Below are 16,885 nucleotides of genomic sequence, written 5' to 3'. Positions count from 1 at the left end.
GGGTGGGGCAATGGACGCCATTATTCTGCAAATTCTCAATGGGCTCGACAAAGGCTCGGCCTATGCGCTGATCGCGCTCGGGCTCACACTCATCTTCGGCACGCTTGGGGTCGTGAACTTCGCGCATGGCGCGCTGTTCATGATCGGGGCGTTCTGCGCTGTCACGCTGTCCCGCGTGCTGAGCCTCAGCCACAAGGTCGAGGTTCCGGGGGAGACCGATTTTCTTGGCAACCCGATGATGCGCGATGTGCCCTATGCATATGAAATCTTCGGCGAAAGCCTGGGTGCCGGGATCATCGACTGGGCCGTGCCTCTGTCGATCCTGTTCGCGATCCCGGTGATGATCCTGATCGGCGTCATCATGGAGCGCGGTCTGATCAAGCATTTCTACAAGCGCCCGCACGCCGACCAGATCCTCGTCACCTTCGGTCTGGCCATCGTGTTGCAAGAGATCATCAAGTATTTCTACGGCGCCAACCCGATCCCGACCCCGGCCCCGTCGGCCTTTGTGGGCTCGTTCGATTTCGGTGCGCTGGTCGGGTTCGATCCGGGGACGATCATCTACCCGTACTGGCGTCTGGTCTATTTCGCCTTCGCGGCAGTCATCATCGGGGCGGTCTTTGCGTTCCTGCAATTCACCACCTTCGGGATGGTGGTGCGCGCCGGCATGGCTGACCGGGAAACGGTCGGCCTTCTGGGCATCAACATCGACAAGCGGTTCACCATCATGTTCGGTCTGGCCGCCGCCGTCGCGGGTCTGGCCGGGGTGATGTACACCCCGATCAATTCGCCCAACTACCACATGGGCATGGACTTTCTTGTCCTGAGCTTCGTCGTGGTGGTCGTCGGCGGCATGGGGTCCCTGCCCGGTGCGGTGCTGGCCGGGTTCCTGCTGGGCATTCTGGAAAGCTTTGCCTCGATGCGCGAAGTCATCGCCATCATACCCGGCATCAACCAGGTGATCATCTACCTCGTCGCCATCATAATTCTACTGACGCGTCCGCGTGGCCTCATGGGTCGCAAGGGCGTGATGGAGGACTGATCCATGTTCGGACTGGACAAAAAAGACGCATCCCTCCTGCTGATCGTCGCGGTTCTTGTGGCCTTTGCGCCCTTCCTGCTCAACCCGTTCCCGGAAGGGTCGGCGATGGCGCAGTTCAACGCGGGCTACCCGGACCTGATGCAGCGCTTCGTGATCTTCGGCATCTTCGCCATCGGTTTCAACATCCTGTTCGGTCTGACCGGATACCTGAGCTTCGGTCACGCCGCCTTCCTCGGTGTGGGCTCTTATGCGGCGGTCTGGATGTTCAAACTGCTCAGCATGAACGTGATCCCGGCGATCATCCTGGCCGTCATCACGGCGGGCGTGTTCGCGCTGATCATCGGATATGTGAGCCTGCGGCGCTCGGGCATCTACTTCTCGATCCTGACGCTGGCCTTTGCCCAGATGTCCTTTGCCCTGGCCTATTCGGTGCTCACACCAATCACGGGCGGTGAAACGGGGTTGCAGCTCGCGCTGGACGACCCGAGGATCCTCGATGGTGCCAACCAGACCAACAACATTCCCGTACCGGGTTTCTTCGGAATGGAAATGCGCGACAGCACGGATCTGGTGCTGGGCAACTGGATCTTCACCTTCAACGTGGGCTACTACTTCGCAGCGATCATCATGCTGATCTCGTTCTACGTGTCGATCCGCATCTTCCGGTCGCCCTTCGGCATGATGCTTCGGGCCGTGAAGTCGAACCAGCAGCGGCTCAACTACACCGGCCTCAACCCGCGCCCCTACACGCTGGCGGCCTTCGTGATCTCGGGCATGTATGCCGGGCTGGCGGGCGGCCTGATGGCGTCGATGGACCCGCTAGCAGGTGCGGAGCGCATGTTCTGGACCGCCTCCGGCGAGGTTGTTCTGATGACCATTCTCGGCGGCGTCGGCACCCTGATCGGGCCGGTTCTGGGCGCGGGCATGATCAAATACATGGAAAACATCATCTCCAAGATCAACGCCGACATCCTGCACAGCTGGTTCGCCTTCCTGCCCGATGGGCTTGAGGATCTGGTCGTGACCATGATCTACCCGTTCATCGGCAAGGGCTGGCACCTGACGCTTGGCATCGTGTTCATGCTGGTCGTGATCTTCCTGCCCGGTGGACTGGTTCAGGGCGGTCAGAAGCTCGCCGGTCTCTTCGGACGCAAGAAAGCCGAGGACACCAAAACCGCCACCACCGAACCCGCCGAATAAGGAGACGGACAGATGGGAATTCTCGAAGTCAAAGACGTCAACAAGCGGTTCGGCGGCCTTCAGGCCCTGGGCGATGTGAACCTCAGCGTGGCGGAAAACACCTGCCACGCGATCATCGGTCCCAATGGTGCCGGCAAATCCACGCTGCTCAACTGTCTTGTCGGCAAGCTGATCCCTGACACCGGGTCGGTGATGTTCGACGGCCAGTCGGTGCTGGGGCGGACCCCATTCGAAATCAACCAGATGGGCATTTCCCGCGTGTTCCAGACACCGGAGATCTTCGGCGACCTCACGGTGATGGAAAACATGCTCATCCCCTGTTTCGCACGGCGCGACGGATCCTTCGCCCTGCACGGCATCAGGTCGGTCTTCAGCGAAGGCGAACTGCGCGACCAGGCCGAGCAAATGTTGGAAGAGGTCAACATGCTCGACAAGCGCAACATGCATTCCGCCTCCATGTCGCGCGGGGACAAGCGGCGGCTGGAAATGGCGATGTGCCTCGTGCAGAACCCGAAGCTCTTGCTGCTTGACGAGCCAACGGCAGGCATGGCGCGAGCGGACACCAACAACACCATCGACCTGCTGAAAGAAATCAAGGAAAAACGCGACATCACCATCGCGATCATCGAGCATGACATGCACGTGGTGTTCTCGCTCGCGGATCGGATCACCGTGCTGGCTCAAGGCACCCCATTGGTCGAGGACACACCCGAGAACATCAAGGGCCATCCGAAGGTCAAGGAAGCCTATCTGGGCGAAGCGGCGTAACGCCCGCGGGATCGAAAGGACAAGACAATGAACGTCAGACCCGATTTTTCGAAAAACGCCAACATGGCGCAGACCGCCCCCGCCTTCCTGTCGGTGTGGGACATGCACAGCTATTACGGCGAAAGCTACATCGTGCAGGGCATTTCCTTCAACGTCCACGAAGGTGAGATCCTAGCGCTTCTGGGCCGTAACGGGGCGGGCAAGACGACGACGCTGCGATCGATCGCGCGCATGGACAGCCCCCAGGTGAACCACGGCGAGATCTGGCTGGACCACCAGCCGCTGCACAACATGAAATCCTACGAGGCGGCGGGCGTCGGACTTGGCCTTGTGCCCGAAGATCGCTGCATCATCCCCGGCCTGACTGTCGAGGAAAACCTGCAACTGGCCCAGATCGCGCCGCCCGTCGGCTGGTCGATCGAACGGCTCTATGATCTCTTCCCCCGCTTGGGCGAACGCCGCAAGCAGGAAGGCGTGACCCTGTCAGGCGGCGAACAGCAGATGCTGTCGATTGCCCGCGCGTTGGCCCGCGACATCAAGGTGCTCTTGCTGGACGAGCCTTACGAAGGGTTGGCCCCGGTGATCGTGGACGAGATCGAAAAGACCCTGCGCCACATCAAGGAACAGGGTATGACGACGATCCTCGTGGAGCAGAACGCGATCCGTGCGCTGCAACTCGCGGATCGGGCGATCATCCTCGATACCGGCTCCATCGTGTTCGACGGCACCGCCGAAGAGGTGCTGGAGAACGACTCCCTGCGCGCGGAATACCTCGCGATCTAAATCGGCGTTTTTGTGTGTTGCTACCTTAGCCGCCCTTGCCATTTCCCGGCAGGGGCGGTTTTCTTTGATCAAAGAGGAGGACACCCCATGACTGACAAAACCTATCCCCCGTCCGAAGACATGATCCGCAACGCCCATGTCGATGCGTCGCGTTACGAGGAGATGTATGCGCGGTCGGTGTCCGATCCGGAGGGGTTCTGGGCGGAGGCTGCGGAGCGTCTGGACTGGATGAAGGCACCGACGCAGGTGAAGGATGTCGATTTCACGCTGGGCCAGGTCAAGATCAACTGGTTTGCCGATGGCACGCTCAACGTGGCGGCCAACTGTGTCGACCGGCATCTTGAGACGCGCGGCGACCAGACCGCAATCATCTTCGAGCCGGACGACCCCAACGAGGCGGCCAAACACATCACCTACCGCGACCTGCACCGCAGCGTCTGCAAGATGGCCAACATCCTGGAAACGCTGGGCGTGCGGAAAGGCGACCGCGTGGTGATCTACCTGCCGATGATCCCCGAAGCCGCCTATGCCATGCTGGCCTGCGCCCGCATCGGGGCAATCCATTCCATCGTCTTTGCCGGCTTCTCGCCCGACGCGCTGTCCGCCCGCATCAACGGGTCCGACGCCAAGGTCGTCATCACCGCCGACGAGGCCCCGCGCGGCGGCCGCAAGACCCCGCTCAAGTCCAATGCCGATGCGGCGCTGCTGCACTGCAAGGACACGGTCAAATGCCTCGTCGTCAAGCGCACCGGCGGCCAGACCACCTGGATCGCTGACCGCGATTACGACTATAACGAAATGGCGCTGGAAGCGGATGACTATTCCGCCCCTGCCGAAATGAATGCCGAAGACCCCCTTTTCATTCTCTACACATCAGGCTCGACCGGTCAGCCCAAGGGGGTTGTGCACTCAAGTGGTGGATATTTGGTTTACGCCGCCCTGACCCACGAAATTACCTTCGATTATCATGAAGGCGACGTTTACTGGTGCACCGCCGATGTCGGCTGGGTCACCGGCCACAGCTATATCGTCTACGGACCGCTGGCCAATGGCGCGACCACCGTGATGTTCGAAGGTGTGCCGACCTATCCCGACGCGTCGCGCTTCTGGCAGGTCTGCGAGAAACACAAAGTCAACCAATTCTACACGGCCCCGACCGCGATCCGCGCCTTGATGGGCCAGGGTAACGAGTTCGTAACGAAATGCGATCTAAGCTCCCTGCGAATCCTCGGCACGGTGGGCGAACCGATCAACCCCGAGGCGTGGAACTGGTACAACGACGTGGTGGGCGGGGGCCGCTGCCCGATCGTCGATACATGGTGGCAGACGGAAACCGGCGGGCACTTGTTGACCCCGCTGCCGGGCGCGCATGCCACCAAACCGGGGGCGGCGATGAAGCCGTTCTTCGGGGTGCAGCCCGTGGTGCTCGACCCGCAATCGGGGGAGGAGATCCACAGCTCCCCCACCGAGGGCGTGCTGGCGCTCAAGGACAGCTGGCCGGGGCAGATGCGCACCGTCTGGGGCGATCACGCGCGGTTCGAGAAGACCTATTTCTCGGACTACAAGGGCTATTACTTCTCGGGCGACGGCTGTAAGCGCGACGCCGATGGGGATTACTGGATCACCGGTCGGGTCGATGACGTGATCAACGTATCGGGTCATCGCATGGGCACGGCCGAGGTGGAATCGGCGCTGGTGGCGCACGCCAAGGTCGCCGAGGCAGCCGTGGTGGGCTACCCGCACGCCATCAAGGGCCAGGGCATCTATTGCTACGTCACCCTGATGAACGGGGTCGAGCCCAGCGATGAGCTCACCAAGGAGCTGCGCACCTGGGTCCGCACCGAGATCGGCCCCATCGCGTCGCCGGACCTCATCCAATGGGCCCCCGGATTGCCGAAAACCCGCTCCGGCAAGATCATGCGCCGCATCCTGCGCAAGATCGCCGAAAACGACTACGGCGCATTGGGCGACACATCCACACTCGCTGACCCCTCCGTCGTCGATGACCTCATCGAAAACCGGATGAACAAGGGGTGACTATTCGCAAACTCCAAAGAAACGGCGGCCCTCGGGTCGCCTTTTTCGTTCCGATTTGATTCACCTTGTTTGAACTAATTCGCTGCATTGCGAGCTTTCCGAGTGTAGTATTCATGTCGTGGGGGCTCCTTTTTTAGGAGCTTGAGATGGCAATGATAGTTCCAGTCGCACCCAACGCTACGCCCAGAATACTGTCCCGCGCCGATGCGCCATCCCTGACGAAGACGGTCGTCCTTCCCGCGATGTCGCTCTCACCCGCGCTTCCCGGTGGAGAAACCAACGACAAAGCCGTAACCCCTGCCGCGCCGCCTTCGGCGGTTCAGATGCAGATCAAGGAATTGATCAACGAACAGGCGCAGGCGCTGGACGACGCGTCCCGGGACGACGCAGAGGGACACCGCTGACTGGACAGGCTGAAGCGGACAGGAGGCCGCAGTTTGATGGGTCGCCCCCCTTGCTCCCAAGGTGTAATCGGTGCAAGGAAAGACTTGGAATACGGGGGTGCCCGTAGGGAACGCTAGCGGACATCTCCGAAACCCGGAGGCACGCCGCCGAGAGCCAAGACCAAGAAGCGGGCGAGGAACAGCATGACCAAGACCAACCATGACGCCGATGTCGATTTTATCGAAGCACTGGCGAAGCTGTTGCGGGAAAACGATCTGACCGAATTGCAGGTCAAGCGCGAATATGGCGAAGACGATAGCCTGAATGTTCGGGTCAGCCGCGTCACCCAAGCAGCGCCCGTGGCACATGCCGCACCGGCTGCGCCGGCGGCCCCCGCACCGGCTGCGGCACCGGCCGCGCCCGCTGCCGCGCCACCCGAGGATCCCGCCGCGCATCCCGGTGCGGTCACCTCACCGATGGTGGGCACGGTCTACATGCAGGCCGAACCGGGCGCGCCCGCCTTCATTTCGGTTGGCCAGCAGATCAACGAAGGCGACACGCTTTTGATCGTCGAAGCCATGAAGACGATGAACCATATCCCGGCCCCGCGCAGCGGCACGGTGAAACGCATTCTGGTCGAAGACGGAGCCCCCGTCGAATACGGCGCGCCGCTTGTGATACTCGAATAAACGGGGCGCTGGCATGTTTGACAAAATCCTGATTGCCAACCGTGGCGAAATCGCCCTTCGCGTGATCCGCGCTTGCCGCGAGATGGGTGTCGCGAGCGTCGCGGTGCATTCGACGGCGGATTCAGACGCGATGCATGTACGCATGGCCGATGAGGCGATCTGTATCGGGCCGCCCTCTTCGACCGAAAGCTACCTGTCAATTCCGGCCATCATCTCGGCTTGCGAAATCTCGGGCGCGCAGGCGATCCACCCGGGCTACGGCTTCTTGTCCGAGAACGCGCGCTTCGTGCAGATCGTCGAAGACCATGGGCTAACCTTCATCGGGCCGACCGCGGAACATATCCGAGTGATGGGCGACAAGATCACCGCCAAGGACACGATCAAGGCGTTGGGCGTGCCCTGCGTTCCCGGATCGGACGGCGGCGTGGCCGATCTGGCCGAGGCCAAGGCCGTGGGCGAAGAGATCGGATATCCGGTCATCGTCAAGGCAACCGCCGGCGGTGGCGGGCGCGGCATGAAGGTGGCGCAGACGGCCGCCGACATGGAGCGCGCCTTCCAGACCGCCCGATCGGAGGCCAAGGCCGCGTTCGGCAATGACGAAGTCTATATCGAGAAATACCTGACCACCCCGCGCCATATCGAGGTGCAGGTGTTCGGCGATGGCAAAGGCAAGGCCGTCCATCTGGGCGAGCGGGACTGTTCGTTGCAGCGCCGCCACCAGAAGGTTCTGGAAGAGGCCCCCGGCCCCTGCATCACCGCGGAGGAGCGTGCCCGGATCGGTAAGATCTGCGCCGACGCGGTGTCGAAGATCAATTATGCCGGTGCCGGAACGATCGAGTTTCTGTACGAGAATGGCGAGTTTTACTTCATCGAGATGAACACGCGCCTTCAGGTCGAACATCCTGTGACCGAGGCGATTTTCGGGGTCGATCTGGTCCGCGAACAGATCCGCGTTGCCTCTGGTCTGCCACTGTCATTCGAGCAGGATGATCTGGTCATCAATGGCCATGCCATCGAAGCACGCATCAATGCGGAAAAACTGCCGAATTTCTCGCCCTCTCCCGGCCGGATCACGCAGTACCACGTGCCCGGCGGTCTGGGTGTGCGCATGGACAGCGCGCTCTACGATGGATATCGCATCCCGCCCTATTACGATAGCCTGATTGGCAAGCTGATCGTCCATGGCCGGGACCGGGACGAGGCTTTGGCCCGCATGTCGCGCGCGCTTGGCGAGTTGATCGTGGATGGCGTCGACAGCACGGTGCCCCTCTTTCGGGACTTGTTGCAGGACCCCGATGTGCGCAGCGGGACATACAACATCCACTGGCTCGAAGACTGGTTGGAGCGCACCTATGCGAGCCCGCAAGGATAAACCAATCCACGCCCCGCACTGAGGCAACCGGCCATGCCCGATGACCGTCACGCCTGAACTCTTGCTGCAAGCCTATCGCGCGGGCGTGTTCCCCATGGCCGAACATCGCGACGACCCAGAAATGTTCTGGGTCGATCCCCGCAAGCGTGGGGTGTTTCCGCTGGACCGTTTCCATATTTCGCGCAGCTTGGCCAAAACGTTGCGGCGCGACGCCTATCGCGTGACCCGCAACACGCGGTTTGCCGAGGTGATCGATGCCTGCGCCGACCGTAGCGAGACATGGATCAACCGCGACATCCGTGCGCTTTACGAGGAACTGCACAAACGCGGCGATGCTCATTCTCTTGAAATCTGGATGAACGACCGACTGGTCGGCGGAATTTATGGCGTCACCGTCGGTGCCGCGTTCTGCGGTGAGAGCATGTTTTCACGCGAACGCGACGCATCGAAGATCGCGCTGGCCTGGCTCGTCGATCTGTTGCGGCGCACCGGGTTCGTTCTGTTCGACACCCAATTCATCACGCATCATCTTGCGTCGCTGGGCGCGATCGAGATCAGCCGGGCGGAGTACCGGACACAGTTGGCGCAGGCTCTCAGAATGGAGGCCGACATCACCAGCGCGCCGTTGGCGGCGTCAGGTCAGGACGTGGTGCAGCGCAATACCCAGACGTCGTAGCGTTGGTGATCCATCGGGTTCAACGCAGGGGAGGATGCGATCATCCAACCTTGGTAAACGGGTGCCTGCTTGCCGATTTCGGTGATCGTCAGGGACGCATAGGCCTCGCCTGCCGCGTTGCCGCTTGGGTAGCGACATTCATTCGCGGTAATGGTGATCCGCCCGACTGTGGCGGAGTTTCGCGCAGCAATCTCAAGGTCCTGTACCTTGCCGGTGAGCTTATCAAGCGCGCGCACGGTCACGCCCGTGCCATCCGACGTGGCCTGTTGGGCCAGCGCGGCTGACGCCAACAGCAGTGCGGCGATCCATGTGGTCAGACGTGTCATGACGGTCCGCCTTCGGTCCGGTGAAAGGGCAGTCTCAAGCCCCGATCACTCGGGGCTCCAGGCCTCGTAGTCCTGCCGCGCCTTGGGTTCCGGCCGACGGATCGAGCCCGCAGGCGCGTAGGCCAATGCCGTACCGGTCAGGTTTTCCTGATGCGGCTTGACCCAGTCTTTCTTCGGCAAAGGACGATCCGAGGGCGTTTCCTTGAAGGTATGGTGCAGCCATCCATGCCAATCGGGGTCGATCCGGCTGGCCTCGGCCTCTCCGTTGTAGATCACCCAGCGCCGCTTGCCATCGCGCGACTGGTAGAAGATGTTGCCCTGAGTGTCTTCGCCGACCTTCTCACCTTTGCGCCAGGTGTAGAATTGCGTGCCAAGCGTCTGCCCGTTCCACCAGGTGACAGCGCGAAGAAGGGTGTTCAGAATGCCCATGGACGACTCCTCGGGGTTGGTTCAGCGCCGTTATAGGGCGCTTTGCGGGCCAAGGTCCAGCGCAGCTATGACGCAGCGGGGGCGAGTGCCGTGACTTCGATCTCGATGCGGTATTTGGGGTCGATCAGACCGCATTCAATCATTGTGGCAGCGGGCGGGTTGTCGCCGAATGTCGCAGCGAGGATATCGTAGCAGGCTTCGAATTCGTGACGGTCGGGCAAATAATACGTCACGCGAACCGCATCGGCCAGGCTTGCCCCCGCCTTGTTCAAGGCATGTGCGATCACGTCAAGCGCGCTCTGGCATTGCTCTGCCACTGTATCACCCTGCCCCACGGTGCCCGCGACATGGACAAAGCCCCCAGCAACAACGGCGCGGCAATAGCCGATCTTCGCTTCAAAGGCGCCGCCGGAAGAAATACGTGTGATCGTCATGGTCGTTTTCCCAAAAAGAAAGGCGGGCAAATTGCCCACCTTAAAATCGTACTCGGCTCAAGCCGCTTAACCTGCCTCGGCAGGCTCTTTCTTCTGATCCGCATAGATCATCAACGGCTTGGCGTCGGATGTGACGGCTTCCTCGTTCACCACCACCTCGACGACATCATCCATGCCCGGCAGTTCGAACATTGTGTCGAGAAGGATATCTTCGAGGATCGACCGCAAGCCACGTGCCCCGGTCTTGCGCTGGATCGCCCGCTTGGCGATGGCACTCAGCGCATCGTCGGTGAAGGTCAGCGTCGTGTCTTCCAGCTCGAACAAGCGCTGGTACTGCTTGACCAAGGCGTTTTTCGGCTGCGTGAGGATGATGACAAGCGCGTCTTCATCCAGATCTTCCAACGTCGCGATCACCGGCAGACGGCCGACGAATTCCGGGATCAGCCCGAACTTGAGCAAATCCTCGGGCTCCAGGCTCTTGAAGGTTTCGCCAATGCCCGCCTCGCTGTCGTCGCGCACATCAGCCCCGAAGCCCATGGCCGAGCCCTTGCCACGCTGCTTGATGATCCGGTCGAGACCGGCAAAAGCGCCGCCGCAGATGAAGAGGATGTTGGTCGTATCCACTTGCAGGAACTCCTGCTGCGGATGCTTGCGCCCGCCCTGTGGCGGGACGGATGCGACCGTGCCCTCCATCAGCTTGAGCAATGCCTGCTGCACACCTTCGCCCGACACGTCACGGGTGATCGACGGATTCTCGGACTTGCGCGTGATCTTGTCGACCTCGTCGATATAAACGATGCCGCGCTGTGCGCGTTCGACGTTGTATTCCGACGACTGGAGCAGCTTGAGGATGATGTTTTCAACATCCTCGCCCACGTAGCCCGCTTCGGTCAGCGTGGTGGCATCCGCCATGGTAAACGGCACGTCGAGAATCCGCGCGAGCGTCTGGGCGAGCAAGGTCTTGCCGCAACCGGTCGGCCCGATGAGCAGGATGTTCGACTTCGACAGCTCGATATCCGAGGATTTCTGCGAATGGTTCAGGCGTTTGTAGTGGTTGTGGACCGCGACGGAAAGCACGCGTTTCGCAACCGCCTGTCCGATCACGTAATCGTCCAGAACGTCACAGATCTCACGTGGGGTCGGAACCCCATCCGTCGATTTCAGGCCGCCGCCCTTCGTCTCTTCGCGGATGATGTCCATGCAAAGCTCGACGCATTCATCGCAAATAAAGACGGTCGGCCCTGCGATCAGCTTTCGCACTTCGTGTTGGCTTTTGCCGCAGAAGCTACAGTAGAGGGTATTTTTGCTGTCGCCGCCAGAATTCGTCGCCATCTCTTTACCTTTCCTGACTCACCTGAAGGATAGTTGCAAGCGGTCTGCTAACCTTAAGCGTGTGTCATGTTTTCTTCTCAGAACCTTAGGACAGCAAAACTTGGGCCACAACGCCAAAAACACATCCGAGGCGTCGTGACCCAATCACGTTTTAGTCTTCCTCAGGCATCTTCGCGCGGCTCTCCACGATCTCGTCGATCAGGCCCCAGTCCTTTGCCTCTTCGGGGGACATGAAGTTGTCCCGCTCCAGCGCCGCCTCGACCTTCTTGAGCGTCTGGCCCGTATGCTTGACGTAGATCTCGTTGAGCCGCGTCTTGAGTTTCTGCGTCTCCTGCGCGTGGATCATGATGTCCGTCGCCTGCCCCTGATAGCCACCGGACGGCTGGTGCACCATGACGCGGCTGTTGGGCAGCGAGAACCGCATCCCCGCCTCACCCGCCGTCAACAGCAGCGACCCCATCGAAGCCGCCTGCCCGATCACCAGCGTGCTGACCTTGGGTTTGATGTATTGCATCGTGTCGTAGATCGACAGACCGCTGGTCACGACACCACCGGGGCTGTTGATATACATGCTGATTTCCTTGGACGGGTTTTCCGCCTCGAGGTGCAAAAGCTGCGCCACGATCAGCGACGACATCCCGTCATGGACCGGCCCGCTCAGGAAGATGATCCGCTCCTTGAGCAGGCGCGAGAAGATATCGTAGGCGCGTTCGCCACGGCTGGTCTGCTCAACCACCATGGGAACCAGCGTGTTCATGTATGTATCGAAGGGATCTTTCATCTATGCCTGCCTGGATGATGCGCCCGCCGGACGGCGGGCTTGGTTGCGAGTTGCCTCAAGACTAGTGCCCGGTTCTGGGGGCTGCAAGGGGCAGCGGTTCGGGATGCGCCTTGACCCCGGACGGCGCGACGTTACCTCGCGGAGCATGTCAGACCTGTTTCATCCCACCCGAATTGCCGCGCTCGAAAGACTGTCGTCCTTCGTCCCGAAGGCCGCGCGCGACTATGCGGCGCAGCGCAACTATGATCGCGGCCCCGGCCATCACGACAACGTGTCGACCCTGTCGCCCTACATCCGCCACCGCGTGATCACCGAACCAGAAGTTCTGAAAGCCGTGCTGGGGCGCTATTCGCTCAGCAGTGCTGAAAAATTCGTTCAGGAAGTCTACTGGCGCACCTACTGGAAGGGGTGGCTGGAAATGCGCCCGGCGGTCTGGGGCGGCTACCAGCAGGGCTTGTCCCGCGCTTGGGACCAGGTACAAACCCAATCCGGCTTGCGCGCCGAATGGGAGGTTGCCTGTCGCGGCGAAACCGACATCGACTGCTTCAACCATTGGGCGCAGGAACTGGTGAACACCGGCTATCTGCACAACCACGCGCGCATGTGGTTCGCCTCGATCTGGATCTTCACCCTGCGCCTGCCCTGGGAGTTGGGCGCGGATTTCTTCCTCCGCCACCTCTACGACGGCGATCCCGCCTCGAACACGCTAAGCTGGCGCTGGGTGGCCGGGCTTCAGACGCAGGGCAAGAATTACGCCGCCCGCGCTTCCAACATTTCGAAATACACCGAAGGCCGGTTTTGCCCGAAATACCAGCTGACCTCCGATCCCGAACCGCTGGACGGCCCGCCCCAACCGCCGCGCATGGACGCACCGACCGGCGACAGACTCGACCCCTCGAAACTCTCGGCCCTGCTCTTGCACGAGGATGACCTCAGCCCGGGATGGCTGTTCGATCTGGGACTGAAACCCATCGCGACAGCAACGCTGGACGCAACCGGACGGATCAGCCCTCTGCATGTCGCGCCGAATGTCAAAGCGTTCAAAACGGCACTGATGGAAGATTGCACCTCCAGATGGTCCCAATCACTCGGTCCGATCAGCACCGGTCTGACATCGGTGGATGACGTTGAGGCATGGGCACGCGCCGCCGGGGCGGAACAGATCGTCACGCCTTATGCGCCTGTCGGGCCGTCCGCATCGGTGCTGACCGACATCCGCGCACTGCCGGTTGTCCGCCCTTTGCGGGATTTCGACCGCCGCGCTTGGCCACATGCCACAGCCGGCTTTTTCAAGTTCAAGAAGAAGATCCCTGAATTGGTAGGCGCGATGAAGGGTTTGCAGAGCGTCTGATCTTCTTCGTTCCAAAAATATGCCGGGAGGTTTGGAGGGCTGGCCCTCCAACCGGTCGGATCGCGAAGCGATCCGATCCTTGTGCACAATGACACCCCCAAGGGACGGGGACTGTCCGCGTTCCGGCAGTTTCTAAACGTTCCACATTATGTCGGCTCCGCCGCAGAAGTCGCGATAGGACGCGTGCGGCTTGCGATCTTTTCTCCAAGCATGAGCATGGCAGGGGTAAGAACAAGCGTGAGGAGCGTCGCAACAACCAGACCGCCGACAATGGCACTGGACAGCTCTGTCCAATATTGCGTTGACGGGGCACCGAAGACGATCTCGCGGGTGAAGAAGTTCAGGTTCGCACCCAACACCATCGGCATAAGCCCAAGCGCCGTCGTGATCGAGGTCAGCATGACGGGCCGCAAACGCTGCGCCCCGGTTCTGAGGGCCGCCTCGCGGGCAGACATCCCGGACCGCTTCAGGTCGTTATAGGTGTCGATCAGGACGATGTTGTTGTTCACCACAATCCCGGCCAGGGCAATGATCCCGATGCCGCCCATGACCACTCCGAAGGGGCGCCCGGTGATGAGCAGGCCCAGAAGGACGCCGGCGACCGAGAAAATGATGGCGCTCATGACCACGAAGGCCTGGTAGAAGCTGTTGAATTGCAGCACCAGGATCACGAGCATCAGAAAGATCGCCGCGACGAAAGCACTGATGAGAAAGATCATCGCCTCGGTCTGTTCCTCGGCCTCGCCCGCGAAGCTGTAGCTCACGCCCTCGGGCAGCTCGGCGTTTTCCAGCGCCGCCTCGAGCGCCGTGACCTGATCGTTGACCAAAAGTCCTGGTGCGACATTCGCCTCGATCGTCACGACGCGCTGCTCGTCGATACGGGTGATCATGCCGGTGCGCTCGACCGGCTCGAAGGTGACGAAGTTGGAGATCGGCACGAGGCCGGCCGAGGTCGGCACGCGCAGGTTGCCGAGCTCTGACAGGGACCGTTCCTCGGCCGGGAAGCGGACCCGGATGTCCATTTCGCCGTCTGCGTCGTTGGGGCGATAATCGGCCACGGCGATGCCCTGCGTGAGAAGCTGAACCGCCTGTCCCAGCAAGCTGACATCCGCCCCGTAGCGCGCCGCCTCGGCCCTGTCGACCCGGATGGACACCTCGACGCCGGGAAGCGGGCGGGTGTCGGTCACGTCGGTGAAGCCCCCGATCCGGTCCATGATCCCCCGGACCCGCTCGACGGCTTCGGCCTGAACGCCCGGATTGCGCGCGGCGATCTGGAGATTGATCGGCTTGCCGCTGGTCGGGCCGCCGCTCTCGGTCTGAACCTGAACGTCGATACCGGCGATGTCCGAGACGTCCTGCCGAATATCGGCACCGATCGCGTCGGCAGAGCGGCGGATGTCCCAGTCGATAAGTTCAAGCTGAAGCGTCCCGATCGTCTCTTCGTCGCCCTGTCCTGCGCTCATGGTAGAGCGGGCATAGACGGTGGCGATCTCGTCGTAGCCCAACAGGCGCTGTTCAACCCTGCGCACGAGGGCGTCCCGTTCATAGATCGAAAGGTTGTCTCGGGCACGCACCTGCACCTGCATGAATTCCGGTTCTACTGACGGGAAAAAGGACAGCCCCTTACCGAACTGGCCATAGAGCCCACCCGCACCAAGCAGCAGCGCCAATGCCAATACCGCGGTCGAGACAGGCCGCAGGATCGCCCTCTCAAGCACGCGGACATACAGTCCGGTGAACCCACCAATGCGTCGCGGATCGCCTTTTTCCGATTCTGCCAAAGCTTTCTTGGCGGCGGCTTTCTGTGGCTGACGCTTGCCGATCAGACCACCCAGCACAGGTATGAAGATCAGCGCCATGAACAACGAAGCGAATAAGGTAAGGATGACCGTGATCGGCAGGAATTTCATGAATTCCCCAACCATGCCGGTCCAGAAAAGCAATGGGAAAAACACGCTGAGCGTGGTCGCCGTCGAGGCGATGATCGGCCATGCCATGCGCTTGGCCGCATGTGCGTAGGCCGTCTTGGGGTCGTCCCCTTCCTGCAAGTGCCGGTCGGCAAGCTCTACCGTGACGATGGCACCGTCGACGAGCATGCCGACCACGAGGATGAGCGAGAAAAGCACGACGATGTTCATCGTGAAGCCCATCGCCCACAGCGCGGTTACACCCGCAAGAAAGGCGCCGGGGATGGCCAGTCCCACGAGGATGGCTGACCGCAATCCAAGCGCGGCCACGATGACGATCATCACGAGAAGCACGGCGGCGATGACATTCGCCTCAAGGTCGGACAGCAGCGTTTCGACCTGCTCCGACTGATCCTGAAGATAAGTCACTTCCACGCTCTCGGGCCAGTCCTCACGCAACTCGTCGAGCGCCGCCCGCGATGCCGCCACCGTGTCGATGACGTTTGCGCCCGAGCGCTTCTTGATCTCCAGCGCCAGCGCGGGCTGGCCGTCGATCCGCGCGTATCCGGTCGGGTCCTGAAAGGACCGGCGGACCGTTGCCACATCCTCAAAGGTCACAACGGTATCGCCACGGACCTTCACCGGGATCTCCATGACATCCTGAAGGTCCTCGATCAGCCCTGGAACCTTGAGGACGATCCGGCCGCCGCCTGTCTCGATCGCGCCGGCGGCGATCAACCGGTTGTTGCGCTGAAGTTGGCCGATCAGTTCATCGAAGCTGAGGTTGTACGTCTGAAAGACGGTCGGATCGATAAGGACTTCCAGGAACTCGTCGCGCGCGCCGCCGATATCGACCTCGAGCACACCCGGGACACCTTCGATGGTTTCCTGTGCATCGTCAGCCAGGTCGTTCAAGGTTCGCTCGGGAACCGGGCCCGAGATGATCGCAGTAAGAATGGGGAACAGCGCCGTGTTGATCTCGGTGATCGTCAGATCGGAGGCGTCTTCGGGCAGATCACCCTCGACGCGATCGGCCGCCTCGCGCACCTTACGGAGCGCCTCGTCGATGTCTCCGCCGGGCGTGAATTCAAGCTGCACGCTGGCGAAGCCTTCGGAGGCGTGGCTCTCGATCGTGTCGAGCCCCTCGATGGCGGCGAATTCCGTTTCCATCGGTTCGATGAGAAGCCGTTCCGCATCGGCCGGGCTGATCCCTTCGAGCCCCGTCGAGACATAGACCAAGGGAAGCGGGACCTCGGGGTTGGCTTCCTTCGGGATCGTGACATAGGCGATGGCGCCGACCACGAGGATCGACAACAGAGCCATGAGCACGACACGGCTACGCGAAAACGCAGCGTCGATGAGGGTGTTCATGGT

General features: G+C 61.3%; 16 protein-coding genes. 10 read left to right on the top strand and 6 right to left on the bottom strand.

The window, feature by feature from the left end:
- Positions 1-10: 10 nt before the first annotated feature.
- The 9 genes from Q1B16_RS11350 to aat all read left to right on the top strand — a co-directional run bounded on the left by Q1B16_RS11350 (position 11) and on the right by aat (position 8,951).
- The gene (locus Q1B16_RS11350) at positions 11-1,042 is read left to right on the top strand and encodes a branched-chain amino acid ABC transporter permease (protein ID WP_299788209.1); all 1,032 of its coding nucleotides are present in this window, start codon (positions 11-13) and stop codon (positions 1,040-1,042) included.
- A 3-nt stretch (positions 1,043-1,045) separates the two neighbouring features.
- The gene (locus Q1B16_RS11345) at positions 1,046-2,242 is read left to right on the top strand and encodes a branched-chain amino acid ABC transporter permease (RefSeq protein ID WP_299788206.1); all 1,197 of its coding nucleotides are present in this window, start codon (positions 1,046-1,048) and stop codon (positions 2,240-2,242) included.
- A gap of 12 nt (positions 2,243-2,254) precedes the next feature.
- Complete coding sequence (locus Q1B16_RS11340) at positions 2,255-3,010, top strand: ABC transporter ATP-binding protein (RefSeq protein ID WP_299788203.1); 756 nt, start codon at positions 2,255-2,257, stop codon at positions 3,008-3,010.
- Between the two features lie 27 nt (positions 3,011-3,037).
- Positions 3,038-3,793 (top strand): ABC transporter ATP-binding protein, encoded by a 756-nt coding sequence (locus Q1B16_RS11335; RefSeq protein ID WP_299788200.1) that lies wholly within the window; start codon positions 3,038-3,040, stop codon positions 3,791-3,793.
- Between the two features lie 87 nt (positions 3,794-3,880).
- Positions 3,881-5,830 (top strand): acetate--CoA ligase, encoded by a 1,950-nt coding sequence (gene acs, locus Q1B16_RS11330; protein ID WP_299788197.1) that lies wholly within the window; start codon positions 3,881-3,883, stop codon positions 5,828-5,830.
- Positions 5,831-5,976: 146 nt separating this feature from the next.
- Entirely contained in the window at positions 5,977-6,234 is a 258-nt protein-coding gene (locus Q1B16_RS11325) for a hypothetical protein (protein ID WP_299788194.1), read from the top strand.
- 183 nt (positions 6,235-6,417) lie between these two features.
- A complete protein-coding gene (gene accB / locus Q1B16_RS11320) occupies positions 6,418-6,903 on the top strand; it encodes an acetyl-CoA carboxylase biotin carboxyl carrier protein (RefSeq protein ID WP_299788191.1) in 486 nt (161 codons plus the stop codon).
- 13 nt (positions 6,904-6,916) lie between these two features.
- Complete coding sequence (gene accC / locus Q1B16_RS11315; protein WP_299788188.1) at positions 6,917-8,275, top strand: acetyl-CoA carboxylase biotin carboxylase subunit; 1,359 nt, start codon at positions 6,917-6,919, stop codon at positions 8,273-8,275.
- A 40-nt stretch (positions 8,276-8,315) separates the two neighbouring features.
- The gene (aat, locus tag Q1B16_RS11310; RefSeq protein ID WP_299788185.1) at positions 8,316-8,951 is read left to right on the top strand and encodes a leucyl/phenylalanyl-tRNA--protein transferase; all 636 of its coding nucleotides are present in this window, start codon (positions 8,316-8,318) and stop codon (positions 8,949-8,951) included.
- Here aat and Q1B16_RS11305 read toward each other — a convergent pair.
- The 5 genes from Q1B16_RS11305 to Q1B16_RS11285 all read right to left on the bottom strand — a co-directional run bounded on the left by Q1B16_RS11305 (position 8,915) and on the right by Q1B16_RS11285 (position 12,253).
- Positions 8,915-9,277: a DUF2155 domain-containing protein gene (locus tag Q1B16_RS11305; protein WP_299788182.1), complete on the bottom strand. Its 363-nt coding sequence runs from the start codon at positions 9,275-9,277 to the stop codon at positions 8,915-8,917. The genes aat and Q1B16_RS11305 overlap by 37 nt on opposite strands.
- A gap of 45 nt (positions 9,278-9,322) precedes the next feature.
- Positions 9,323-9,706: an NADH:ubiquinone oxidoreductase subunit NDUFA12 gene (locus Q1B16_RS11300; RefSeq protein ID WP_299788179.1), complete on the bottom strand. Its 384-nt coding sequence runs from the start codon at positions 9,704-9,706 to the stop codon at positions 9,323-9,325.
- Positions 9,707-9,771: 65 nt separating this feature from the next.
- The gene (locus tag Q1B16_RS11295) at positions 9,772-10,140 is read right to left on the bottom strand and encodes a RidA family protein (protein WP_299788176.1); all 369 of its coding nucleotides are present in this window, start codon (positions 10,138-10,140) and stop codon (positions 9,772-9,774) included.
- Positions 10,141-10,206: 66 nt separating this feature from the next.
- Complete coding sequence (gene clpX / locus Q1B16_RS11290) at positions 10,207-11,472, bottom strand: ATP-dependent Clp protease ATP-binding subunit ClpX (RefSeq protein WP_299788173.1); 1,266 nt, start codon at positions 11,470-11,472, stop codon at positions 10,207-10,209.
- A 151-nt stretch (positions 11,473-11,623) separates the two neighbouring features.
- On the bottom strand, positions 11,624-12,253 hold the full coding sequence (locus Q1B16_RS11285; protein WP_299788170.1) for an ATP-dependent Clp protease proteolytic subunit: 630 nt from the start codon (positions 12,251-12,253) through the stop codon (positions 11,624-11,626).
- 145 nt (positions 12,254-12,398) lie between these two features.
- On the opposite strand from Q1B16_RS11285, the gene Q1B16_RS11280 reads away from it, so the two are divergent.
- Positions 12,399-13,604, top strand: coding sequence for an FAD-binding domain-containing protein (locus Q1B16_RS11280; protein WP_299788167.1), 1,206 nt, complete (start codon positions 12,399-12,401; stop codon positions 13,602-13,604).
- A gap of 146 nt (positions 13,605-13,750) precedes the next feature.
- Here the strand turns inward: Q1B16_RS11280 and Q1B16_RS11275 are convergent, their stop codons facing one another.
- Positions 13,751-16,882, bottom strand: coding sequence for an efflux RND transporter permease subunit (locus Q1B16_RS11275; protein WP_299788164.1), 3,132 nt, complete (start codon positions 16,880-16,882; stop codon positions 13,751-13,753).
- Positions 16,883-16,885: the final 3 nt, after the last annotated feature.

This window comes from uncultured Marivita sp., assembly GCF_947488135.1.
In the GTDB taxonomy this organism is placed as follows: domain Bacteria; phylum Pseudomonadota; class Alphaproteobacteria; order Rhodobacterales; family Rhodobacteraceae; genus Marivita.
The sequence above is the reverse complement of the archived record's forward strand: the minus strand, read 5'-3'. Positions and strand labels throughout refer to the sequence as shown.